Annotated in this window: 17 protein-coding genes and 1 pseudogene; 7 read left to right on the plus strand and 11 right to left on the minus strand. The window is 57.5% G+C overall.

The window, feature by feature from the left end; all coding sequences use genetic code 11:
* Positions 1-82 precede the first annotated feature (82 nt).
* From GOW56_RS04950 to GOW56_RS04970, 5 genes are all read right to left on the minus strand, one after another.
* Positions 83-2260 (minus strand): Tex family protein, encoded by a 2178-nt coding sequence (locus GOW56_RS04950; protein ID WP_171205163.1) that lies wholly within the window; start codon positions 2258-2260, stop codon positions 83-85.
* A 163-nt stretch (positions 2261-2423) separates the two neighbouring features.
* Positions 2424-3164, minus strand: coding sequence for an aspartate/glutamate racemase family protein (locus GOW56_RS04955; RefSeq protein ID WP_171169686.1), 741 nt, complete (start codon positions 3162-3164; stop codon positions 2424-2426).
* A gap of 39 nt (positions 3165-3203) precedes the next feature.
* On the minus strand, positions 3204-4442 hold the full coding sequence (locus tag GOW56_RS04960; RefSeq protein ID WP_171205164.1) for an FAD-binding oxidoreductase: 1239 nt from the start codon (positions 4440-4442) through the stop codon (positions 3204-3206).
* 1 nt (position 4443) lies between these two features.
* Entirely contained in the window at positions 4444-6657 is a 2214-nt protein-coding gene (locus GOW56_RS04965; protein WP_171205165.1) for a TRAP transporter fused permease subunit, read from the minus strand.
* Between the two features lie 80 nt (positions 6658-6737).
* On the minus strand, positions 6738-7745 hold the full coding sequence (locus GOW56_RS04970) for a TAXI family TRAP transporter solute-binding subunit (RefSeq protein ID WP_171119318.1): 1008 nt from the start codon (positions 7743-7745) through the stop codon (positions 6738-6740).
* Positions 7746-7889: 144 nt separating this feature from the next.
* On the opposite strand from GOW56_RS04970, the gene GOW56_RS04975 reads away from it, so the two are divergent.
* Positions 7890-8819 carry a LysR family transcriptional regulator gene (locus tag GOW56_RS04975; protein ID WP_254447159.1) on the plus strand — a complete coding sequence of 310 codons (930 nt, stop codon included), beginning with the start codon at positions 7890-7892 and terminating at the stop codon, positions 8817-8819.
* Positions 8820-8863: 44 nt separating this feature from the next.
* Here GOW56_RS04975 and GOW56_RS04980 read toward each other — a convergent pair whose 3' ends face one another.
* Genes GOW56_RS04980 through GOW56_RS04990 form a run of 3 tightly spaced genes read right to left on the minus strand, consistent with a single transcriptional unit; the run spans position 8864 to position 12980 of the window.
* Entirely contained in the window at positions 8864-11077 is a 2214-nt protein-coding gene (locus GOW56_RS04980) for a PAS-domain containing protein (RefSeq protein WP_171205166.1), read from the minus strand.
* A gap of 3 nt (positions 11078-11080) precedes the next feature.
* Complete coding sequence (locus GOW56_RS04985) at positions 11081-12250, minus strand: FIST N-terminal domain-containing protein (RefSeq protein WP_171205167.1); 1170 nt, start codon at positions 12248-12250, stop codon at positions 11081-11083.
* A gap of 46 nt (positions 12251-12296) precedes the next feature.
* Positions 12297-12980: a response regulator transcription factor gene (locus tag GOW56_RS04990; RefSeq protein ID WP_171205168.1), complete on the minus strand. Its 684-nt coding sequence runs from the start codon at positions 12978-12980 to the stop codon at positions 12297-12299.
* A gap of 509 nt (positions 12981-13489) precedes the next feature.
* On the opposite strand from GOW56_RS04990, the gene GOW56_RS05000 reads away from it, so the two are divergent.
* The 4 genes from GOW56_RS05000 (at position 13490) to GOW56_RS05015 (ending at position 17890) form a co-directional block, all read left to right on the plus strand.
* Positions 13490-14014 (plus strand): CoxG family protein, encoded by a 525-nt coding sequence (locus GOW56_RS05000; RefSeq protein ID WP_171119324.1) that lies wholly within the window; start codon positions 13490-13492, stop codon positions 14012-14014.
* A 28-nt stretch (positions 14015-14042) separates the two neighbouring features.
* Complete coding sequence (locus tag GOW56_RS05005) at positions 14043-14525, plus strand: (2Fe-2S)-binding protein (protein WP_171205170.1); 483 nt, start codon at positions 14043-14045, stop codon at positions 14523-14525.
* 80 nt (positions 14526-14605) lie between these two features.
* The gene (locus GOW56_RS05010; protein ID WP_171205171.1) at positions 14606-16966 is read left to right on the plus strand and encodes a xanthine dehydrogenase family protein molybdopterin-binding subunit; all 2361 of its coding nucleotides are present in this window, start codon (positions 14606-14608) and stop codon (positions 16964-16966) included.
* A 132-nt stretch (positions 16967-17098) separates the two neighbouring features.
* Complete coding sequence (locus GOW56_RS05015; RefSeq protein ID WP_171119327.1) at positions 17099-17890, plus strand: xanthine dehydrogenase family protein subunit M; 792 nt, start codon at positions 17099-17101, stop codon at positions 17888-17890.
* Between the two features lie 237 nt (positions 17891-18127).
* Here the strand turns inward: GOW56_RS05015 and GOW56_RS22055 are convergent.
* The 3 genes and pseudogenes from GOW56_RS22055 to GOW56_RS05030 form a co-directional block, all read right to left on the minus strand.
* A pseudogene (locus GOW56_RS22055) lies at positions 18128-18286 on the minus strand (FAD:protein FMN transferase); the annotation flags it as partial.
* Positions 18287-18596: 310 nt separating this feature from the next.
* A complete protein-coding gene (locus GOW56_RS05025) occupies positions 18597-20423 on the minus strand; it encodes a BCCT family transporter (RefSeq protein ID WP_171205172.1) in 1827 nt (608 codons plus the stop codon).
* A 424-nt stretch (positions 20424-20847) separates the two neighbouring features.
* Positions 20848-21792, minus strand: a complete 945-nt coding sequence (locus tag GOW56_RS05030) for a PDR/VanB family oxidoreductase (protein WP_171205173.1) — start codon at positions 21790-21792, stop codon at positions 20848-20850.
* A 141-nt stretch (positions 21793-21933) separates the two neighbouring features.
* Between GOW56_RS05030 and GOW56_RS05035 the strand changes: the two genes are divergently transcribed.
* Complete coding sequence (locus GOW56_RS05035) at positions 21934-22839, plus strand: LysR substrate-binding domain-containing protein (protein WP_171205174.1); 906 nt, start codon at positions 21934-21936, stop codon at positions 22837-22839.
* Positions 22840-22942: 103 nt separating this feature from the next.
* Positions 22943-24100, plus strand: a complete 1158-nt coding sequence (locus GOW56_RS05040; RefSeq protein WP_171205175.1) for an aromatic ring-hydroxylating dioxygenase subunit alpha — start codon at positions 22943-22945, stop codon at positions 24098-24100.
* The last annotated feature ends 168 nt before the right edge of the window (positions 24101-24268 follow it).

Consider the following 24268-nt stretch of genomic DNA (forward strand, 5'->3'; position numbering starts at 1 on the left):
GGCTGCCCGTATCGGTCTGCACGCTATTTCCGGCGGGTAACGTCTTCATGTCGTTACGCCCGGATAATGTGCAGATTGCAGATCAGGCGCGCTGCTTTGCGCCGCCGCCCTGTTTGCGCATCGAAAGCCCGATCCGTTTTCTGGGTACATCCACCTCGACAACGCGCACTTTCACGACTTGCCCGGCCTTGACGACCTCGTGCGGGTCCTTGACGAAGCGGTCGGCCAACTGGCTGACGTGAACCAGACCGTCCTGATGAACGCCCACATCCACAAAGGCCCCAAAGGCAGCCACGTTTGTCACGGTGCCTTCAAGAACCATTCCGGGCTTCAGATCGGTTATCTCTTCGATGCCATCCGCGAAAGTGGCCGTGACAAAGCTGGGCCGGGGGTCTCGTCCGGGTTTCTCAAGCTCGGCAAAGATATCCAGAACCGTGGGCAGGCCGAAATCTTCGGTTACGAATTGTTGTGCCCGCAACCCTTTCAAGGCCCCCTCATGGCCCATGATGTGCCTGATATCCCGCCCGCAGGCCGACACGACGCGGCGGGCGACTTCATAGGCTTCGGGGTGCACCGACGACGCATCAAGCGGTTCGGCGCCGTCCCTTACGCGAAGAAACCCGGCGCATTGTTCAAAGGCACGCGGCCCCAGCCCGGCAACGGACAACAGGTCCTTGCGTGATTGGAACGGCCCGTTCAGATCGCGATGGGCGACGATGGCTTCGGCTTGCGCGGGGCCCAGCCCCGACACGCGCGCAAGCAAAGGTGCAGAGGCCGTGTTCAGGTCAACCCCGACCGCGTTCACGACATCCTCGATCGCGGAATCCAGGGATTGCGACAGGCGGTGCTGGTCAACGTCATGCTGATATTGCCCGACGCCGATGGATTTCGGTTCGATTTTGACCAGTTCTGCCAAAGGGTCCTGCAGCCTCCGGGCGATGGACACCGCCCCACGCAGCGAAACGTCCAGATCGGGAAACTCTCGTGCTGCCATCTCCGACGCGGAATAGACCGAAGCCCCGGCTTCGGACACTACCACCTTGGTCGGCGCTTTTACCGCCTTGGGGAGCAGAGCCAGCGTATCTGCAACCAACCGTTCGGTTTCCCGGCTCGCTGTTCCGTTTCCGATGGCGATCAGTTCGATCTGATGGGCCGAGATCAGATTCAGGATGGCAGCCTGCGCTCCGCGCAAATCGTTTTTGGGTTGAAAGGGATATAACGTGTCAGTGGCCACGACCTTGCCCGTTGCGTCAACCACCGCCGCTTTCACGCCGGTGCGGATGCCGGGATCGAGGCCCAAAGTGGCCTTGGCACCCGCCGGAGAAGCAAACAGCAAGTCTTTGAGGTTGCGTGAAAAGACCTGAATTGCCTCGTCCTGTGCCCGACTGCGTAGTTCGGCCATCAGTTCGACCATCATCGACAGCGAAAGCTTGACCCGCCATGTCCACCCGGCCACCTTGCGCAACCAGGCATCACCCGTTCCTTGGCCACGGGTCTGCAAATGCGCGGCCACGATGGATTCGGCCCGGGCTGCCCCGAACTCCGGTTCCGGCGCGATATCAAGTGAAACAATGCCCTCTTTTGACGCCCGCAGCATCGCCAATGCCCTATGCGACGGAACATCCGCCCATCGTTCGGAATGGTCAAAATAATCACTGAACTTGGCGCCTTCCTGTTCTTTCCCGTCGACAACCCTTGCACTGAGCAGTGCCTCGCGCTGCATGAAGGCCCGCAACTCACCCAGCAGAGTCGCATTTTCCGTCAATCGTTCGGTCAGAATGTCCCGCGCGCCGTTCAGCGCGTCACGAGGGGTGGCAACGGCCTCGCTCAGGTATGCCCCGGCCAGTGTTTCCGGGTCCGCATCGCGATCGGCCAGAATGGCTTCGACCAGGGGTTCCAGCCCGTTTTCACGCGCGATCATCGCCTTGGTGCGCCGCTTGGGCTTGTAAGGAAGATAGATGTCTTCCAGCTGTGCCTTGGTTTCTGCCCGAGCTATCGATTTACTCAGATCTTCGGTCAGCTTCCCCTGTTCTTTTATCGACTTCAGGATGGTTTCCCGCCGTGCCTCAAGCTCACGCAGATAGGTCAAACGCTCGGACAGAAGGCGCAATTGGGTGTCGTCCAACCCACCGGTTGCTTCTTTCCGATAGCGGGCGACAAAGGGAACCGTCGCTCCGTCGTCCAATAGATTGATCGCAGCACCGACCTGATCGGGACGTGCATTGATCTCGGTGGCTATGGTGCGGGCGATACGGTCCAAGGGGGCCTCCTGAAACGGCAATGGAAGGGCTTCTTAACCAGCCGTTTCAGCAAGGGAAAGTCCCATGTGCCGGTCCGTCGAAAAGCATCGGCAAATAGCGACTGTTTTCGCGGCTATTCGACATGTCTGAGCCATTGGACGAAAACACGAGCCTGCAAGGGCGTCAGCCCCACGGCATCAGCCCGCAATACCCTGTGCGCGCGCCTACATTGTGCGCCATTTGCGCCAGCGTCGTCAGGTCAAAGACCGGCAGTTTCAGGTCTTCCTGAATGCGTTTTGCATAAGGCGGAAGATCCGTGCATTCCAATACCACAGAGCGTATTTCAGGTGTTTCGCGCTTCAGCCTGCGTGCAGCGTCCAGCACTTCGGCCTCGATCAGATCTGTGTCCATACGGGTGCGCGCGTTGCGCAGGATGACTTCGGCAAACTCACTGGTGTGTTCCAGACCCTGTACGGCCACCGGAACACCCCCCGCTCCAACGCCTTCGAAATGGCGTTGCGTCAGCGCTGACGAATCTGCTGTAATCACCCCGACCGGTGCGGTGGCCCCGGTCATGTGAAAGGCCAACGGCACCTGTATCAGGCTCGAAGCGAAGACAGGCACCGATACGGCCGCAGCCAACTCTTTTTGGAACAGGGCGAGAAACCCGCAACTTCCGGTAATGGCGCGCACGCCCTCAGCCTCAAGCCGTTGCGCGCCTTTTATGAAGGGGTTCAGAAGATCAGGCGTCGGATTGTTCAGCAGCGTAGGCACCGTGACGCCATCTATCATCTCGTACAGCACCGGGAATGGCAGGCTGGAAGGGTTCTTGATATGACCGGGAGGTTTGGGAAAATAGCTTTCCAAACACAAAACCCCGATAGAGGCTCCACAGATATTCTGTCCACCCTGGTAGATTGGCATGACGGGGTAATCCTTCTTCGAAACGGTGGTTGTTGCGCGTCAAAATCGCGACAAGGCGAATGAATCCAATGGGATGTTGAGGCGTTGCCCTGACACCAGGTCAGCCACCAACTCACCTGTTTTGGGGGCCATCATCAAACCGTAATGGGAATGACCAAAGGCGGTGAACAGGCCCTTGTGTCCTTCAACCGGACCGATCGCAGGCAAACTGTCGGGAAAAGACGGGCGTCGGCCCATCCAGAACTGTGTATCCGTGGTGTTCAGATCCGGCATCATTGCGCGGGCCTGTGCGGTCAGAAGCGACTGTTTGCGTGGATCTGACGGCGCGTCGATGCTGCCGAATTCGGCCGTGCCCGCCACACGCAGACCGTCCTGCATCGAACTGGCCACCACCTTGGCATCCACGTCCATCACCGAGTTTTCCAGGCTGGCAGAGGGGGTCGGGAATTGGACATGGTATCCACGCTCGGCCACCAGTGGCACGGGCAAACCCAAAGGTTTCAGCAACCCGGCAGACCAAACCCCGGCGGCCAGCACGACAGTATCGGCGTGAAGCGCGCCGGCCGGCGAGGTCAAATGCCATTGTCCGTCTTCCATGCGCTTTAGTTCTTTGACTTCTGTCCGCACGAACTCGGCGCCTTGTTGACGGGCCTTGTCGGCCAAAACCGCACCGACCCGGCCAGGAGACGTGACCCGCGCCTGTCCCTTGATCAGGATCGCAGCCTTGAAATCTCGGGACAACGCAGGTTCGATCCGGCGCAATTCCGGTCCGTCGATCCGCTCTAGATGTCCGCCTTTTTCCTGCCGGATCAGATATCCCAGTTCTTTCAGGTCAGCCTGATCCGGGTTGCGAAACGCGTGGATATAGTTGGAATCAACAATAAGGTCTTCGTGCCCGGTATTTTGCAGATGTCTTCGGTACAGATCTATCGAAGGGCGGCACAGCACCTCCATTGCGTCCGAGATATTGCGTACGGATTTCACGCTTGAATTCTTCAGGAACCTCAGGCCCCAGGGTATCATCCTGGGCCAGTACGCAGGTCTGACGGTCAACGCGCTTTTCGGGTCCAACAGCATCCCGGGGATCGTTTTCCAGATACCCGGCGTGGCCTGTGGAATGACCGACCAGGGCGAGACGACACCGGCATTGCCGAACGATGTCTCCTGCCCCGGTTCTCCACGGTCGATCAGACGAACGGCAATACCGCGCTCCTGCAACGAGAGCGCACAGCACAGACCGACGATCCCGGCGCCGATGATGGTCACTTGTTCAGGCATGTCAGACCGTTGCTTGAATTCGGCTGCGGGCGATCACCTGTGTTACGATGACAGGAGACGCCACCGCCAATGCGATCAGGTCAGCCGCCAGCGTGGGCGCCACGAAGATAATCCCGGCAATGGCCATCAGGATGCGCGACACGAGGTTGAGTGGCTGCAACCAATACCCCACGACCGCTGCCGAAAGGGCGATGACGCCGGCAATACAGCTGGCGGCGGTATAGGTGAATTCCCAAAGATCGAACCCGGTGGAAGACACGAACAGCAAAACCGGCGCATAGACGAACGCCATTGGCGCGATGACCTTGCCCAGTCCCAGCGTAAAGGCGGACAGCCCGGTGCGGAACGGGTTGGAATTCGCAATCGCCGCCGCCGCATAGGCCGACGTACAGACCGGAGGTGTGATCTCGGAGACCACGCCGTAATACAACACGAACAGATGGCTGGCGATGGGTGGAACCCCCAACTGCGCCAGCGCCGGCTGCGCCACCGAGACGAGCATGATGTACAGCGCCGTGGTCGGGATGCCGGCACCCATCAGGATGCAAACGATGGCAATGAAGACCAGCGAGATAAACAATTGCAGGTCTTCCATCGCAAACAATTGCCAGCTGCCGAACGAAATCATGTTGTAAAGGTCCGCGGCGAGGTTTCCTGCGCCCTGAGTAACCATGAACCCGATGCGGAAACCGATACCGGTTGTGTTGATCACACCAACGACGATACCTACCGCAGCGGCTGCAGCGCCCACGGCCAGAGAGTATTTCACACCCAACTCAACCGCTTGCAGCATCTCGGGCACTTCGATCCGCTTCTGCGGGTTCAGCGTGGCGATTACCGACAATCCGCACAGAATCGCGGTCATTGACAGGTCGAACCCACCGTCGGAGAACTTCCAAAGCACGAAGGCCAAGAACGCCGCTGCGTAGATCAGTGTTGGCGGTTGCTTGATCCGCGACATGCCCGCGATCACCGCCAGAGATATGCCGCAGAAGGCCGACATGAAGGGCGTGTATCCAGTGAACAGAACCACCAGCAGACCGATCAGCGGCACGATATTGGCCCAACCCTCGGCCCAGACGGCCTTGAGCTGCGGCAATTGCTCTTTCGCCAGACCTTGCAGGTTCAGCTTGCGTGCCATCAGATGCACCACGGCAAAGACGCCGACATAGTGCAGGATCGCCGGAAAGATCGCTGCGATCACGATTGTGGTATAGGGCACCTCCAGGAACTCGGCCATGATGAAGGCCGCAGCACCCATGATGGGCGGAGTGATCTGACCACCGGCCGAAGACGCGGCCTCGACCCCGCCTGCAAAGTGACCGGGGTATCCAAGGCGCTTCATGTTGGGAATTGTCAGCGCGCCGGTCGAAACGGTGTTAGCCACCGAAGAGCCCGAGATCGTGCCGAAGAAGGCCGAGGATACCACCGACACTTTGGCCGGACCGCCCGTATAGCGACCCGCCAAAATGGTTGCGTTGTCAATGAACAGTTGTCCAAGCCCCGTTCGCTGAGCGATCACGCCGAACAGGACAAAGTGGAACACGATGGTCGAAACGACCCAAAGCGTCACGCCATAGATTCCTTCCTGCGGGAAGTACATTGACGATACGAAGGTTTTGAAGTTCACGCCCGGATGTTGCAGCAATCCGGGAAAATAGGGGCCCATCAGCGCGTATGAGATAAATACGCAGATGATCAGCGGCAATACCCAACCCAGCGTGCGGCGCGCAATGTCCAATACCAGAAGGATGATGATGACGCCGAGGATCACATCATAGATGTTTGGGTTGCCCATGCGGAAGGTTTGTTCCTCGATCCCCAGGAACGAGATGCCGCGCCAGGCGAAACCAACGTAAAGTGCGGCGATGATGCCAAGCGCCATGAACACCAGATCATAAAGAGGGACGTTGCCGATGCGGAAGCGACTGACTTTGAGAGCATAGAGGCTTTTGGCCCCGACAATCGGGATCGTGGCGTAGACCAGAATGAACAGCAGAGCCAGATAGATGCCCATATGCCAGTGGTCGGCAGGCAGACCGAACCCAGCCGTGAAGAATTCGTAGAATGCAAAGATCAGGGCGACGACACGCAACACCTTGCCTGCCGTGGGCGTGACCTGCCGGACAGCGGCGCCTTCGTCGAACTGTTCTTCGATGGCCGCGAGTTCCTCGGCCGTCAGTTCGTGGTCATCAAATTTCTGGGTCTCGGACATGATGGCCCCCCGATTTCGCATAATTCCAGAGTGCGGTGCCCCAAGAAGGGGCACCGACGACAGGTTTCAGTCAGGTGTGGTTATTGAAGAAGACCGGCTTCTTTATAAAATTTTTCGGCACCCGGATGCAGCGGAACACCCAGCGCTTCGACGCCGTCGAGCGCAGTATCAGGCGTGATCTGCTTGCCTTTTGCGTGGCCGTTGTCCAGCAGCTTGCGCGTGTTGTCGTTCCACAGGGCCTTGGTCAGCTGATAGACCAGATCTTCGGACAGATCCGATGAAACAACCAGCATCGCGCTTACCGCGGGGGTCTTGGTTTCGGAATCGATGCCTTCATATACACCACCCGGGATAGCGGACGGGATATAGGCAGGAATGATCTCGTTGATCTTCGCCAAATCTTCATCGCTGAAGGAATGCAGGTTCATGCCCTTGGTCGAAGACAGCTGCACCATTGCGGCAACTGGCCATCCTGCTGCGTAGAAATAGGCGTCCAGTTGACCATCGGCCAGACGTTCGGCGCTCTGGCTATTGTTCAACTCGGCCTCATCCATGTTGTCACGGTTGACGCCCCAGGCTTCCAGCATTTGCAACACGGCCACCTGCGTGCCGGAACCAGCCTGGGCAATACCAACGCGCTTGCCTTTGAGATCACTCAGATCGTTGATCGTCTGGCCTGCGGGAAGAACCAAGTGCAGGTCTTCCGGGAACAGGTTTGCGACGATGCGCAGTTTCGGGTGGGGTTTGCCTTCAAACTTGCCCTCACCCAGATACATCGAACGGGTTACATCTGCCGCGGCCAGGCCGGCCTCAAGCTCGCCGTTTTGCACGGCGGCATTGTTGAAGACTGACGCCGTTGTCGACTGTGCAATCGCGATCAACCCGGGCACGCCGCATTGGCCGCCCTCTTCGCAGGGGCGTGAGCCCGGAGGGGCCGAAATTCCGTTGGCGATGGTCCCGCCGATCGGGAAATAAGTGCCGCCTGCACCGCCGGTGCCGATGCGGAAAAAGGTTGGGTCCTGTGCAAGCGCCGGTGCAGCCAATGCACCCGCCAAAGCCAAACCCGTCAGGCATTTCATCAATCTCATCGTAAGCTCCCAGTTGTGGATCATTGGATTCGGTTTGTCCGAATTCTGATCCGTTCAGCCTATGGAGTTTTAGCATAAATACAAATTTGTTATATTTAACAAAACGAAAGTTTCGCTTATATATTAAACATGAACCTTGCTCAATTGACCGTTTTTCGTGAGGTGATGGAAACCGGGTCCATCTCTCAAACCGCAAAGAAGCTGAACAGGACACAACCTGCTATCAGCCTGGCAATCAAGAACCTGGAAAGAAGTCTTGGACTGACCCTGTTCGAACGAAAAGGCCGGCGTCTGATCCCAGTGCCAGAGGCGCATTACCTGCTGGCCGAGACCACCGGAATACTGGACAGATTATCTACGGTTTCCAGCACGATGCACGGGCTTCTTAAAGGAAGTTCGGGCAATCTGAACATTGCCGCCATGCCGGGGCCGTCCATTTTTGCCTTCCCAAATTTCATCAGCCGTTCAGTTGGCGGGAACCCGGACATCCGGGTTACGCTGTCAACCCGCAGTTCGCCACAGATAATGGAACTTGCAGGCACTCAGAACATTGATTTCGGGTTTGCTGATTTCGAACACCCGGTCGGAAAGAAGCCGCAATTCACGGCAGAGATCATCAGCGGAGATTGCTTTTGCGCAATGGATCGGGACAACCCGTTGGCGAAAGAAAAGGCTGTGACGATTTCGGATCTCGATGATGTGCCAATGGGTGGACTATACGACACCCACCCTTTTCAGAAGAAAGTGCAACGCGCTTTTCAGATGGTTGCCGCCACTTACAAACCAAGTGTGACGTGCCAGTATTTTCTTCCGCTCATTCCGTTTGTTGGATCGGGGCAGTGCTGCTCGATTGTCGATCCGTTGACCGTTGCAACCGAACGGAAGCTGAACATCTCGCATGGCCGTGTGGTATTCCTGCCTTTCAAGGACCCCCTCAGATATGAATACGCCATCCTATCGCCGGATCACCGTCCCCCGTCGCAATTGGCGCTGAAAATAAAAGCGGGATGGAAGGCGGAAGTTGTGTCGATGCTGGATCAGACCAACGCCAACCCGCGGACGGAAGACTTCTGAAAGACACCCGACCGCACTGCGAAATGGGCGACAACCGGAAGAACTCAGATGCCGCGCGCAACAGAGGCCTCCAGCGTCGATTTGAGCAGTTGCGGATCTATCGGTTTGTAAAACAGCGGCAGCTTTGCTTGTTTGCACTGCTGGACAAGCTCTTGTGATCGATTGGCTGAAATAATGCAGCCGGGCAAATGCCCGAATTCATCCGTCAGGGCACGCATGGCGTCCGTACCTGTTTTCCCGTTGTTCAATTGATAGTCTGCGACAACAAAATCTGGCAGGATACCTATTTCGCGCAGAAGGCCAATCGCTTCGCTTTCGCTTTCGCATTCAAGAACTTCGACGCCCCAGGATTCGATGGTCATGGTCAAGGCGCCGCGCAGGTTTTCATCGTTTTCGATCAACAGGGCGACGGTGTTGCCCAGCACATTCGAGTTTGGTTTTTGTACCACTGAAGAGCAGAGAGAAACCTCTGGTTTCGCCCGGGATAAAGGTATTTCGACCGAAAACCCCGTGCCCTTTCCAACTTCGGAAAACAGGTGGATGGGGTGTTGTAGCAACCCGCAGGCCCGCTCGACAATCGCAAGACCCAATCCCATGCCTTCGGCGGCGCTGGCATCTGAATGCAAACGCTGAAATTCCTGAAACACGATATCTCTTTGATCTGATGCTATGCCGATGCCCGTGTCCCAGACTTCCAAAGCAATTGCGTTCTTGCGATGCCTGACACCAACAAGAACTTTCCCGGTCTCGGTATACCGGATCGCGTTTGAAAGCAGGTTCTGCAATATCCGCCGAAGGTAACTGGCATCGCTTGTGACCCGAGCCTTTGTGTCAACAAAACGCAAACTCAAACCCTTGGCCTGGGCGACGGGCTTGAATGCGTCTTCCATCTGCAAGAAAAGTTCGCCCACCGACACCGTGGACAGATGCGCCTTGGCCCGCCCGGAATCCAGCTTTGAGATGTCCAGCAGGGCCTCGAGAATGTGTTCGACACTGTTCAGGGCGCTTTCTGCTTTTGCTGCAACGGTCCGGGCGGTGTCAGTGTCCAAACCGCTGCCCAGTGACGCAACATAGAGCTTTGCAGCAGACAGAGGTTGCAACAGGTCATGGCTGGCGGCGGCCACAAAACGCGATTTTGACGCGTTCGCCCGTTCAGCCTCGTTCAGCGCGTCCGCAAGTTCCATTGTGCGTGACGCCACACGTTGTTCCAGAAGCTCCTTGGCTTCATACAAGGCCTGCGCAGACCTCCGTTCCGCAGTTACATCGGTAAAGGAAATCACAAAGCCCCGATCGGGCATTTCCTGGGCAAAGACCGACAGGATTTTCGATCGCCCCCGATGCATCTGGAACTGAAGAGGGCGGCGATAGGTTGGTCGGCTGACCCAATCCAGCAGATCCGCCTCGGTTATGCCTTTCTGAAAGCTGATGTTGTCGCCCAGGCGATTGGACAGGGTTTCAAACCGCGTGCCCATCTGAAACTGAGTGATCGGTATGGCCAAAAGTTCGCTTGCGCGGGTGTTCCACCCGATCATGCGGTGCTTGTTGTCAAAGATGCAGACGCCCTGATCGATATGTTCAAGCGTGGCGCGGATCAGCCGCGCCTTATCGTCAAGAATGCGATCCCTTTCTTGCCGTTCGATCCGCATGATATCTGTCACGTCGGTTTGCAGGATCACGGTGCCCCCGTCTGGGGTGCGGTGTTCTGACACCTGCGTCCACCGATTGCCCGAAAGACGAACATTGAACACCACGTGGTCATCTGCGTGACGATCCAGACGGCTTTTGGCCCAGTCTTCTGGGGTCATTGTCTCTGGCAAGGACAGGAACCCGGATTGGCTGACCAGTTCCACGTAGTCGGCAAAGCGCAAGCCGGGGTTCAGCTGTTCCTGAATGTCGGGCATATGCATCCCGAACCGGCTGTTGCACAGCACCAGTTCTTCGTCACGATTGAACAGGGCAAAGCCTTCCTGCACCGTTTCGATCGCATTTGCCAAATCTGCGCGGGCTGCTTCGGTTTCCTTGTTGGCCTGCGCCAACCTGGCGTTGGAGTCATTCAGAAGCTCAAGCGCACGCTCAAGGTCATCCGTACGGGCGCGGACCTCTTGTTCAAGCACCGCCGCCCGTTGGAACTGAGCATAAGCCGCGCCAGAGGCATTGGTGGATTCTTCGACCCGCCGCATCAGGGCTTCGGCGATTTTCCTAAGCTTCTCGTTCTGACGATCAAGTGAGTCCGAGGGGTCTGTGAGATGCTCGATCATACCTTACTCTTTCTCGGGCGGGTATATCGCCACGCCGGTCAGGGTCTGGTTCACATGGATCGAATTGAATTGCTCTCCATAGGTCGAGAAACCGACCACGTGATGGCGGGACAGGATGTCCGAGATCGCGTGCGTCTTCTGCTTTTGCTGGGCCTCCAGCCGACGAAGGATGCAGTCACAACCCAAAATGGTGTCGGGTAGCTGCTTCTCGGTCAACAGGCTGATTTCTTCCTGTAGATGTTCAACCATGTCCCGAGGTTCTGCCAGCGTCAGGACCAAGCCTTCGTCAATCGCCGAAAAAAAGACGAGATCGCCATTTCCTGCCACCTGCTGGATCGCGCGGACATGGTGTTGCCCGCCTATTTGCACAACGACTGGATGGGCCGCGAATGTGAATGTGGTGAGCTGTTCCGGGTCTTTGCCGAGAATACGGGCGTATTCGCGGGCAGCGGGTTCGGCATTGATTTCCTGAACGATGCGTTTTGCCGGGTCTGCCTTGGTCACGACCATGCGATGGGCGGTGGGCAGAAGGTGATCGGTTTTGAACACCTTGATCGGACACGGCGTGCGAACCTGCGTGAGTACGGCTGCGTTGCTTCTTGCCTGCCCCTGATACAGAACATATGTGCGCCCGAATTTGGTTCCATCCCCCGCCGAACCGCCGAACAATGGCACCGGTCCCAGCCCCACAGCCAATTCCGACGTCAGTTCATCTTCTTTTGTCGACAGCCCGTCAATCATCAGGAACGTGAATTCATGGCTCCAGTCGGGCGCGTTTACCATCATCGCATTTCTGTTGTGGATCATCTCTTTGATGATGCTGTCGGAATCGAATTCGTTCAGATCCGGAACAAGAACCGTGCGTATGTCAAAATGGGATTGCGGCAGGCCGATCGCGACGATCTGATCTTCGCAATACCCATTATCCGCCAGCTCTCCGGCGGTGGTGCAACCAACAATCGGGGTCGGCGCAAAGGCGCGTTCGGCATCCGCGATCACCACGGATGCATCGGCGTTCGGGCTGACAAAAAGAATGACAAGCGCAAGTGCGTCATCACCCAACTGGCGTTTGAGTGTCTCGATCGACTGCCCGGTGTCGTGGCGTGCAAAAGCCGTTTTGACGATGCCTGGCGTACGGGCCCGGGCTGTTGCCCACCCGACTGCTTGGTCCATCGTGCCTCCTCCCTAAAAGCGCGACGATGACGTGAGAGTATGACGCTTAGCCTTGGTCTTGCAAGACACTGGCAAAGGACGCTTTCTTGACGATCAGAACCGCCTGCGTTCGGCTTTGGACACCCAGTTTTCGCATTATTGCGGTCACATGCGCTTTGACCGTCGTTTCCGCAATCGACAAGTCATAGGCGATTTGCTTGTTCAGTTTGCCTTCGCAGATCAGTTGCAGGATGCGCGCCTGCTGATTTGTCAGTGTCGCCAGTCGTTTGACCGCTTCGCCGTGTTCGTCCTCTTCCTCTGTGTCAATCAAAACGCAGCCCTCCGGCACGAAAACGTCACCGGCGTGCACTGTCTCGAATGCAGTGCGGAACACGTCGCGCTGACTGTGCTTGGGGACATAGCCAGATGCGCCGGCCTGTATCACCTGGCTGACAACGCGGTTATCCGTCAGCGACGACACCACGATCACCGGTGCGTCCGTGGAAGCCTTCAAGCGGATCAGACCTTCCAGACCGTCCACATCCGGCAAATTGAGATCCAGCATGACCGCATCGGGCTTCAGCCCACTTTCCAGCAGATCCAAGGCGTCCTCCAGTCGGTCTGCCGTATGGACTTCCCGGATCTGAGCCACACTTTGCAGGGTCATCGACAAGGCGTCGCAAAACAACGGATGGTCATCAACGATCAGAACGTTATCGAAATCATTGCGCGCGGCGGATTCAGCAAACATCTGGTATAGCCTTTTGCATTCAAATGGTCTCCAGCCTAACCAATCCTAGCAACGAATGAAAACCACGCATACTGGCGGAAGGTCGTATAACAACGCGCACCCCGGATCAGGATCAGAAGCGTGTGACATGTTCTATAACTGAACCGGATCAGCTCGCCGTTCTCTTGTCCGGGTTGCAGGCTGCCCGGCGATGCCCGAGCATGTCAGGAACGACCAAGTTTTCTACTCCGTCTTGGTCGCCCACCGCAGTTAATGCACTATCCGACGTCCAGGATATCAGAACTGCTGGCGACCTGAGCCAATATCAGTCGCGTTTCAATTTTCGGATACACAGCTATGATGCTGGTGTTTCCAAATCAGCGATGTCGCAGGAAGGGCGCATCGCCGAAATCTTCAAACGTCACGGCCATACACATTCGCCGCCCGCGCTGCGGTGACTACACCCAAGGTCTTATAGGCAAGGCTGCGAACAGCGCGTAGCGTAACAAAAATATACTTGGAGAAGTGAAATGGAACTCAATGACAGCCGCGTCATCGCCGCGCCGCGATCCAAAGTCTGGGCCTCGCTCTTGTCGGCAGAAGTTCTTAAGGAATGCGTGCCGGGATGTCAGGAGATGACAGGTTCGATCGAAGACGGGTTCGAGGCCACCGTCGTGCAAAAAGTAGGCCCGGTCAAAGCGACGTTCAAAGGCTCTGTAACCCTTTCTGATCTCGTGGAGCTTGAAAGCGTGAAGTTATCGGGTGAAGGTAAGGGAGGAGCCGCCGGATTTGCCAAAGGCGCGGCCGACGTCACCTTGTCGGATGCCCCCGAAGGCACACTGCTGACCTACGCGGTCGATGCACGCGTCGGTGGCAAACTGGCTCAGTTGGGGGGGCGCGTGATCGATGGGGTTGCCAGAAAAATGGCCGACCAGTTCTTTGAGAACTTTCAGAATGCGGTCGAACCTCAGGATGCGCCCGAGCCCGAAACCTCGGAAGAAGGCGAGTCCGGGGAAGAAAAGAAAGGTTGGATCAAGCGCGTGTTAGGCGGTTAATCCTTTGGAATTCAGGGAGGAGAAAGTCATGAAAATTTCCATGACCGTGAACGGCAAAGCCGTAAGCGGAGACGTCGAGGGCCGGACATTGCTGTCCGGTTTTCTGCGCGATCATCTGTCTTTGACGGGCACGCATGTGGGGTGCGACACTGCGCAATGCGGCGCTTGCGTGGTGCATGTGAATGGCGAAGCGGTGAAATCGTGCAACATGCTGGCTGCCGAAGCAGATGGGGCTGATGTCGGCACGATCGAAGGTCAGGCCAATTCGGATGGGTCGTTGAACGTGATCCAGCAGGCGTTTCAGGATCACCACGGTCTGCAATGCGGATTCTGCACTCCGGGCATGGTGATGAGCGCCGCCGCGCTGCTGAAAGAGAACCCGCGCCCGACCGAGGCCGAAATCCGGAAGTATCTGGAGGGCAACCTGTGCCGCTGTACCGGGTATCACAACATCGTCAAGGCGATCATGGCCGCATCCGGCCAGGACGTGGGCAGCATCGCTGCGGAATGATGCCGCTGCGGGCGTCAGAAGCACGCCCGTGGGATGAGTGAAGGATGCAGCAGCATCCGTTTATGGGAGGAGAACAAGCAATGCCCAAAGACAGTGGCATCGGAGCCAGTTCCAAGCGGCGCGAGGACGTGCGCTTTCTGATCGGAGCAGGCAATTATACCGACGACATCAACGTACATGGCCAGGCCTATGTGCATTTTCTGCGGTCCGACATCGCGCATGGCCGGATCAAATCCGTGGACACTTCGGCGGCCGAAGGCATGCCGGGTGTGGTCAAGGTGTTTACCGGCAAGGATTTCGAAGGCGTGGGCGGCATGCCGTGCGGCTGGGAAGTCACCGACAAGCACGGCGCGCCGATGCAAGAGCCGCCGCACCCCATTCTGGCGCAAGGCAAAGTGCGTCATGTGGGCGACCCGATCGCGGCCGTTGTGGCCGACAGTCTTGAGCAGGCCCGCGACGCGGCTGAGGCCATCGAAGTGGATAGCGAGGAACTGCCCGCGGTGATCGAAATGAAGGCAGCCGCGCAGGATGGCGCGACGCTGGTCCATGACGATCTGAAGAACAACATCTGCTATGACTGGCAGCTGGGTGAGGCGGACGATGCCAAGGTGAACGAGGTGTTTGCCAACGCCGCGCATGTCACCACGCTGGAGCTTGTGAACAACCGTCTGGTCGCCAACCCGATGGAACCGCGCGTGGCCGTGGCGGAATACAGCCGGGGCACGGATGAGTATACGCTTTATACCACTTCGCAGAACCCGCATGTGATCCGGCTGCTGATGTGCGCCTTCGTGCTCGGCCTGCCCGAGCACAAGGTCCGCGTCGTGGCGCCGGATGTGGGCGGCGGTTTCGGCACCAAGATTTTCCACTATGCGGAAGAGGCATTCTGCACCTTCGCTGCCAAGGCCTGCAACCGCCCGGTCAAGTGGACGGCCAGCCGGTCCGAGGCGTTCATGTCGGATGCACAGGGCCGCGACCATGTCAGCAAGATCGAGCTGGCGCTGGATGCCGACAACAATTTCGTCGGCCTGCGTACCAACACTTACGCCAATCTGGGCGCGTATCTATCCACCTTCTCCAGCTCGGTCCCGACCTGGCTGCACGGCACGCTGATGGCGGGCAACTACAAGACGCCGGTCATTCAGGTGAACGTGAAGGCGATGTTCACCAATACGGTGCCGGTGGACGCCTATCGCGGCGCAGGCCGCCCCGAGGCGACGTACCAGCTGGAACGTGTGATCGACAAAGCCGCGCGCGAACTGGGTGCCGATCCGATCGCCCTGCGTCGACAGAACTTCATCACGCAGTTCCCCTACGACACGCCGGTGGCGCTGACCTATGACACCGGGGATTACAACGGAACCATGGACAAGCTTGAGGCCGCCGCCGATCTGGCAGGTTTTGCAGCGCGTCGCGCGCAAAGCGAAGCCAACGGCAAGCTTCGGGGTTTGGGCATCAACTGCTATATCGAAGCCTGCGGCATCGCGCCTTCCAACATTGTCGGCATGCTCGGGGCCCGAGCGGGTCTCTATGATGCAGCAACTGTTCGGGTTAATGCGACGGGCTCCATCAGCGTCATGGTCGGCGCGCACAGCCATGGACAGGGACACGAGACGGCCTTTCCGCAGGTGGTGGCCGACATGATCGGTATCGACGAGTCGATGGTCGAGATCGTGCATGGCGATACCTCGAAAATCCCGTTCGGTATGGGCACATACGGTTCGCGTTCGCTGGCGGTCTGTGGCTCGGCCATGGTCAAGGCGACCGAAAAGGTGATCGACAAGGCCAAGAAGATCGCGGCGCATCTGCTGGAGGCGTCCGAGGCCGATATCGAGCTCAAGGACGGTCAGTTCAGCGTCGCGGGTACTGATAAGTCAGTGGCCTGGGGCGATGTGACCCTGACGGCCTATGTCCCGCACAACTATCCGCTGGAAGTGGAGCCCGGGTTGGAGGAAACCGCTTTCTATGATCCGGCCAACTTTACCTTCCCGGCAGGCGCCTATGCCTGCGAGGTCGAGGTCGATCCGGAAACCGGTCAGGTCAGCATCGAGAAATTCACTGCGGCGGATGATTTCGGCAACATCATCAATCCAATGATCGTGGATGGTCAGGTCCATGGCGGTATCGGTCAGGGCATCGGGCAGGCGCTGCTTGAGAACTGTGCCTATGACGAAAACGGCCAGCTGCTGAGCGCGTCCTTCATGGACTATGCGATGCCGCGTGCGGATGACTTGCCATTCTACGGTGTCGATCATTCCAGCCAGACGCCATGTACGCACAATCCCTTGGGCGTAAAGGGCTGTGGCGAAGCCGGTGCGATCGGGTCGCCACCTGCGGTCGTCAACGCGGTTCTTGATGCGCTGAATTCGGGCGGCAAGGCGGTGGACCACATCGACATGCCGGTCAGCCCGTCGCGCGTCTGGGCGGCGATGAACGGTTGAGTGGAGAGAGCGGACCGGGGGTCAGCCCGTCGCCATTGGTTTCTCGAACCAATGGCGCAACCAAAAATGACCCCCGAGATATTTACAGCCAGATGAAGGGCGGATCCGCGCCTTTCGGAAAGGAAAGACGAAATGTACAGTTTCGAGTTTGAGAAACCCTCGACCATCGCTGATGCGGTTGCTGCACTGGCCGCCGAGGATGCGCAGGCGTTGGGGGGCGGACAGACGCTGATCCCAACATTGAAGCAACGGTTGGCGGCCCCGTCCAAGTTGGTGTCGGTCAGCGGAATTCCCGAGATGCAAGGCGTTTGCATCGAGGATGACGGATCGGTGTCGATCGGTGGCGCGACGCCCCACGCTGTCGTCGCCCGCGAGGCCGCAGGGTCGTATCCAGCGCTTGCAGCGCTGGCCGGTCAGATTGGCGATCCGGCAGTCCGCAACCGCGGGACGATTGGCGGCTCGGTTGCCAACAATGACCCTGCGGCCTGCTATCCGGCAGGCGTATTGGGATCAGGGGCGACTATCGTGACCAATACGCGCCAGATTGCCGCCGATGACTTTTTCCAGGGAATGTTCACGACAGCACTGGATGAGGGTGAAATCATCACATCAATCCGTTTCCCGGTACCGCAAGCCGCGAGCTACCGGAAATTCCTTCAGCCAGCGTCGCGTTTTGCGCTTGTTGGGGTCTACCTGGCTCGCTTTGCGGACGGCGTACGCGTCGCGGTTACCGGCGCGAGCGAGGACGGCGTTTTCCGGTGGTCCGAGGCTGAACAGGCGCTGAACAAGGAGTTTCGCCCTGATGCCCTTATGGACCTGCGTGTAAATCCGGCGAACATGATTGCGGATCTGCATGGGAGCAAGGCGTATCGAGCCCATCTTGTTTCCGTCATGACCAAACGCGCAGTTGAAGACTGCTTGTAAAGAATTGGTCGGTAAAATCGAAAAGTCCCGGTGTGATCCGGGGCTTTTTATCCTTGCAGTGTCACCACTTTTCCATTGGGGCGGACACAGATCGCGATGCACTCGCCGGCTGCCCGCGCAAGGGTCGCGGCTATTTCTGCCTCGGAAGCATGACAGAATGCCGTTGAACGCGCGTCTGCCGTCGTAGCGTCCGGTGCCTGGACCAGACGTAGCGATGGCGCGGTCTTTCAAATGCGTGACTTCGACAAGTCCGTGCACTGGATCCGAGACGCCCAGCATCCTCTGATGGCCGCTTGCATAAAACTTTCCGATATTGACCAGAACCTTGTCCCAACCGGCTTTGCGCAAGGCGCAAACGACCAGATCGGTGGCGAAACCTTGAGCGATGCCGTACAGGGTAAGCGCTAGTCCCTGCCCATAGCCCTAAGGCGGCCTTTCATCCAAAGTTGCAGCCGCAAGGAAATCGACCCTGGCGGGTGATGCGGCCCTCGCCGGTCCGGTGTGCAAACTGTCACCACGTCAGCCAAGGGCGGCGGACGTACGGGGCATGCGGCCGGTCGACAGGGGGCAGATTTGGTTCGCCGATCAGTGCGGCTTTGGCCTCGGGGTGATATTGGGGTTTTTCACGTCAAAGGCGACGCTTTGCCAAAAAAGAACAGGCCGCCCAGATGGGGCGGCCTGACCAGGTTTTTCTTGTGCCTACGCCTTACTCGGCTGCCTGCGTGCTGCTGGCAGAGTGCTTGTCACGCTGACTGTCGCGGAACAGCGCCTTGGCCAGCGATACGCACATCAGGCCCATCACCATGGTGAACGGAAGCGCACCGATGATCATGGCATTGCGCAGCGCGTCCATAGGGTTGTTTTCACCCGCGGCCAGAATCAGCGCACCGATCACTGCCGTCAGGATCACACCCCAGATGATGCGGTGCTTGATACCGGTTTCCTGGCTACCACCCGACATGATGGTGTTCATCACCAGAATACCCGAGTCCGCCGAAGTCACCAGGAAGGTCATGATCAGGATCACGCACATGACGTTCAGCATGGACAATAGCCCACCGTCGATCATGTAGGACAGTGTGGTGAACAGCTTGTTGGTGTTCGATGCACCGATGATCGCACCTTCTGCCGCGCCTGCCAGTTCCAGATCGATCGCTGTACCGCCCAGAACGGTCATCCAGGCAAAACACACCAGCGCAGGTGCGAACACGCAGCCCAAGATGAACTCGCGGACGGTGCGACCTTTGGAGATGCGCGCCAGGAACAGACCCACGAAGGGCGAGAACGCGATCCACCATGCCCAGTAGAAGGTGGTCCAGCCTGCCTGCCAGCCGAATTGACGACCTTGCTCACCCGCAGCATAAGCCGCGGCCAAGGTTGCTTCGTCCAACTCGGCTGCTGCACCTTCCAGACCGCTTTTGAAGCCGTCGAAGCTACCCCAGGCGTTGGTCGCCCCACCCATCAGGTCTGCGGCATATGCTTGCGCCTCGGCCGGCAGGGCCGCTGCGAATGCTTCGGCCGACAGCGGGCCATAGGCGTTGAAGCTGAGCGACAGGAAGTGCAGGACATAATCGACCATGGCAGTACCATAAGTGGTCATGGCAAAGACAAACGAGCCGAAGACCACGAAAGTGCCCAGCAAGATGATCGACAGCACCAGATTCAGGTTGGACAGGTACTTAACACCCCGGCCAACACCGGATACCGCCGAAATGATCGACAGGCCCATGATGACGACCAAGCCTGAAATCAGACCAACCTTGCTGGGGGTCGGCACCTCGCCGCCCAAATCCATGATCCACTGCATGCCGGTGATCGCATAAAGTCCGTCGATGAACTGGCTGACGCCATAACCGATGGTTACGGACACGCCGAGGATCGTCGCGACAACGCCCAAAACGTCGACCACGTGGCCGAAAATGCCGTTGACGAAACGGCCAAACAGCGGAGTCAGTGCCGAGCGGATCGTCAGAGGCATATCGCGTGTGTAAGCGTAGTAAGCCAACGACAGACCGGTCACAACGTAGATCGCCCAGGCGTGGAAGCCATAGTGCAGGAAAGTGAAGCGGTAAGCCGATTGCAATGCCTCAGGTGTGTTACCTTCGACCGCGCCGGAAACGACAACCGGGTTAGATCCCCAAAGGCCCAGCGGTTCTGCTGTGGCGAAAACCATGAGCCCCACACCAAGACCGGCACCGAACATCATGGAGAACCATGAGAAGTTCGAAAACTCGGGCTTTTCCCCCGGCGTTCCCATGATCCGACGACCCGTGGACGGAATGATCGCAACAACGGCAAGGAAAAAGAAGAAAAAACCGACAATGACGATGTAGAAGCTGTTGAAGACCTCCAGCAACTGGCTGTTCAGGCTGCCCAATGTGCTGTTTGCATTCGCTGGGAAAACCAGGGCCCACAGGACCAGCCCGACCATGATGGCCTTGCTGATCAGGGCAATTGGGACGCTGTAGTTTTCATAGAATCCGGAATCAGCCGTTTCTATTTCAACGTCCGTGAAAGGTTCGGGTATCGACATATCGCGCGTTCCTCCTCGAGTGTGTCGTTTTTGTTCTTCTGAAAAAGTGCTGGAAAGCATCGCGTTGCACGACGTGGACAATCGTGCACGTTGCACAAACCGATGTTGAGTTGTGTTCAGCCCAAACTTGGGCTTGCAGTAATAACGCGTGCTCCCATTACGTCTCTTACTGCAAATTTCCTCCGACTACTTGCTGCCTGCTGTCATCACCGGTCCTAAGTGGTAAGTCAGCCTGTGGTTGAATATCGTCGCAGCATCCAAAGTGGTTGTTGGGTTTCCAGTTTCGAAAAACCTATAGCAAGGGTGAGATGTTCTAACTTGAGAAACCGACACTTCGATCACATGAAGCGACCACCGAATTCACTCGATTGCGATGTTAGCGAGAACACTACGGCGCCATGATTTGTTGTGACAACTGCGTCCTTCACAGCTTCAGGACCAGTTTATCGGACTTGGCCCGCGAAACGCAGGTGCACAGGAATTCGTGGCTTTCCTGCTCTTGCGGAGTGAGTATTCCGTCGCGGTGATCGACCTGCCCTGACACTACGTCAACAATGCATGACCCGCACAACCCTTCAGAGCAGCCGAAATCGACATGCACGCCGTTGCTTTGCAATACTTCGAGAATGGTTTCCTCCTTTCCAACCGGGTAGACCGCGCCGGTTGACTGGATTTCGATCTGAAATTCCGCGTTTGGGTCGTGGTCGATGTCAGAGGCGGGTGCAAATCGTTCAAAATGGATTGCCCCGCCACGCAAGGATGCACCTGCTTCCAGAACAGCATTCAGCATCGGTTCAGGTCCGCAGGTATACACATCCGCACCGACGGGCATCGATTGCATGACCGATGCCAGATCAAACCTGCCGTCTGTGTCATCGCAATGCAAATGATACCATTCATCCAGCCCAAGGGCCCTGAACTGCGCGTCCATCGCTGCAAATTCTTTCGATCTTACAAGGTAGTAGACCTGAAAATCCTGCCCGCGGTTCATCAGTTCCCGCGCCATTGCAACCAGCGGAGTCGCCCCGATGCCGCCTGCGATCAACGTGACATGCCGATCGTGGTTTTCGAGTTTGAAGTGATTCCGCGGCCCGCCGATTTCGACCATCGCCCCTTCTTGAAGCGCGTGCATGGCCACCGAGCCGCCACGCCCTTCATCTTCGCGTTTGACGGCGACATTGATTACACGGCCGTCCTGACTCCAACTCCACAGTGAATACTGCCGCACCAGATCGTCGGCCAGATGGATATCGACATGTGCGCCGGGTTGAAGGCTTGTGAAGCGGCCGTTTTCGATTTCAAAGCAAAAATCGGACGTGTCCGGGCTCAGCCGTGTTTTGCGCACGAGGCGGGCAACTTGTGTATCCATCACACATCCTGTTCGTTCTCGGTCGACTTTGGTTCTGTACCCGATCGCAAACAGCAGGAAAAAACATAGATTTCAATTGCAAAATTTCTCACATTCGGATGAATGTAACTCACCTCTACCTTTTTGAGCAACGCAGCAACCATGTCACGACGCCACTATAATCTTCCACCTCTCACGACTTTGTCGGCCTTCGAGGCCGCCGCGCGGCATCTCAGCTTCAAAGAAGCGGCCGGCGAACTGTCGGTTACGCCAGGCGCTGTCAGCCACCAGATAAAAGCGCTGGAAAGTGAACTGGGTTCGGCGCTGTTCGTCAGAAAGCACAGGGGCGTAGAGCTGACCGAGGATGGCCAGGACCTGTTTGAAGTGCTCGGTTCGTCGTTCCGGCAGATATCGAAGGTGCTTGAAAAGATTCGCAGCGGCGATTCAGAAAATCCGGTGACGGTAGGGTCCACTACCGCTGTGGCGGCGTTGTGGCTTTCTCCGTCGGTCATCCGGTTCTGGCAAGACTACCCGCACGTAAAAGTGAACCAGATGGCGCAAGACAAGCCATTCTCGGACAGACCGGATATCGACTTTTTCATCCGTTACGGTCGTGACGTGAACTCGCAGCTGAACCATACTAAACTGTACCGTGATACTCTGACGCCGGTCTGTAGCCCCGAGATGGCCATGGAACTGAAGGGGGCAAGCCTTGAAGACCTGGTCGAACGTCGCCTGATCCACCTTGAAACGCAGGACAACACCTGGACCACTTGGCCGTCTTGGTTTCACGACCTCGGATATACCGGAGTTGTACCGGTGCAGTCGCGCGTAAACAGCTATGCGTTGGCGTTGCAGTTGGCCCGGAAAGGGGCCGGGCTTGCATTGGGGTGGAAACGCTTGATCCAGCCCATGCTGACATCAGGAAAACTTGTTGCGCTGGAAGAATTCAGCCTCCCTGCCCCGAACAATTTTTACCTCGTCGGTCGCCCGGACGACCAACTGACAGAAGGTGCCCTGGCGCTGAAAAACTGGTTGCTGGATGAATTGTCCGGGGGTTCGGTTTAGTCTGCCTCAATCGGCCATGAGGTTTTTTGGTATTGAATGAAGCCGGCTCGACCGGCCAATGGGAGTAACGTTCAACACATTCCGAATTACTCAGGAGCAACCGATGAACAAGCATTCAGCGCTTTCGTCTGTTCTGACCCCGGTAAACACCGCCAAGGGCCTGCCGAACGAGCATTATATCGATCCCGATGTCTTCGCCGAGGAACGGGAGGCGGTCCTGTTCGCGAACTGGTCGGGCATCGGTTTTGGCAAGGACATTCCCGAAGCGGGAGATGCCTTTCCGATCGACTTCCTCGGTGTGCCGCTTCTGATGGTGCGCGACCGTGACGGGCAGATCGGCGTTTTCCAGAACACCTGCCGCCATCGCGGAATGATTTTGGTCGACAAGCCGCAGAAAATCCGCGGCGCGATCCGTTGCCCCTATCACAGCTGGTGTTACGGCCTGAATGGCGAACTGCGCACTGCGCCGCATGTCGGTGGCCCCGGACAGAACACACATGAAGATCTGGACTTTGCTGAACTGGGCCTGATCCGCATTCGTTCCTATGTCTGGCGCGACGTTGTCTTCGTAAATGTGGATGGCAACGCCCCGGAGTTCGAAGAGGTCCATCGCGAATTGATGGAACGCTGGAAAGATTTTGAACAGCCCATGTATCATGGCGGTGCCGGCGCGTCTGTCCGGCTCGAACTGGAGTCGAACTGGAAACTGGCGGTCGAAAATTTCTGCGAAAGCTATCACCTGCCCTGGGTTCACCCGGGTCTCAACAGCTATTCGCGTCTGGAAGACCACTACAACATCAATGAACTGGGCAAGTATTCGGGTCAGGGCACCTACGTCTATCGCCAGTTTGAAGGTCAGAACGGCGAAAAACTGGATGACTTCCAGAATCTGAGCGAAAAGTGGAACGAAGGGGCGGAATACATCGTCGTGTACCCGAACACCTTGCTGGGTGTTCAACGCGACCATGGATTTGCCTTCATCATCGATCCGATCACGCATGAGCGGTCGAACGAAAGGATCGAGCTGTACTACGCCAAAAAACCGGAAGACGCACCCGAGCACGAAGCGTTGCGCGCAAAGAACGCGCAGCTTTGGAAAACCGTTTTCGAAGAGGATGTGTTCGTGGTCGAGGGCATGCAGAAAGGCCGTCATGGCGTCAAATTCGACGGCGGCCGTTTCTCGCCCGCGATGGATGGCCCAACGCATTGTTTCCACCACTGGGTGGCCAATCAGATCGAAAAAGCCCGTGCCGAGGCATAAGCGGCTTTCCGGCCGGATCATGGGCTGAGGGCGCCACGGATGCGCCCTGCTCGATCATTTGCAATCAGGCGATGTTCCGCGATCGCGCAAAGACGCATGCGGATGCGTCTGATGGGTTCATCAAGGGCCGGTCCGCATCGCTAACGGCGCTGGGAAATCAGGACTCAG

This window comes from Ruegeria sp. HKCCA0235A, from assembly GCF_013033235.1.
GTDB lineage: Bacteria > Pseudomonadota > Alphaproteobacteria > Rhodobacterales > Rhodobacteraceae > Ruegeria.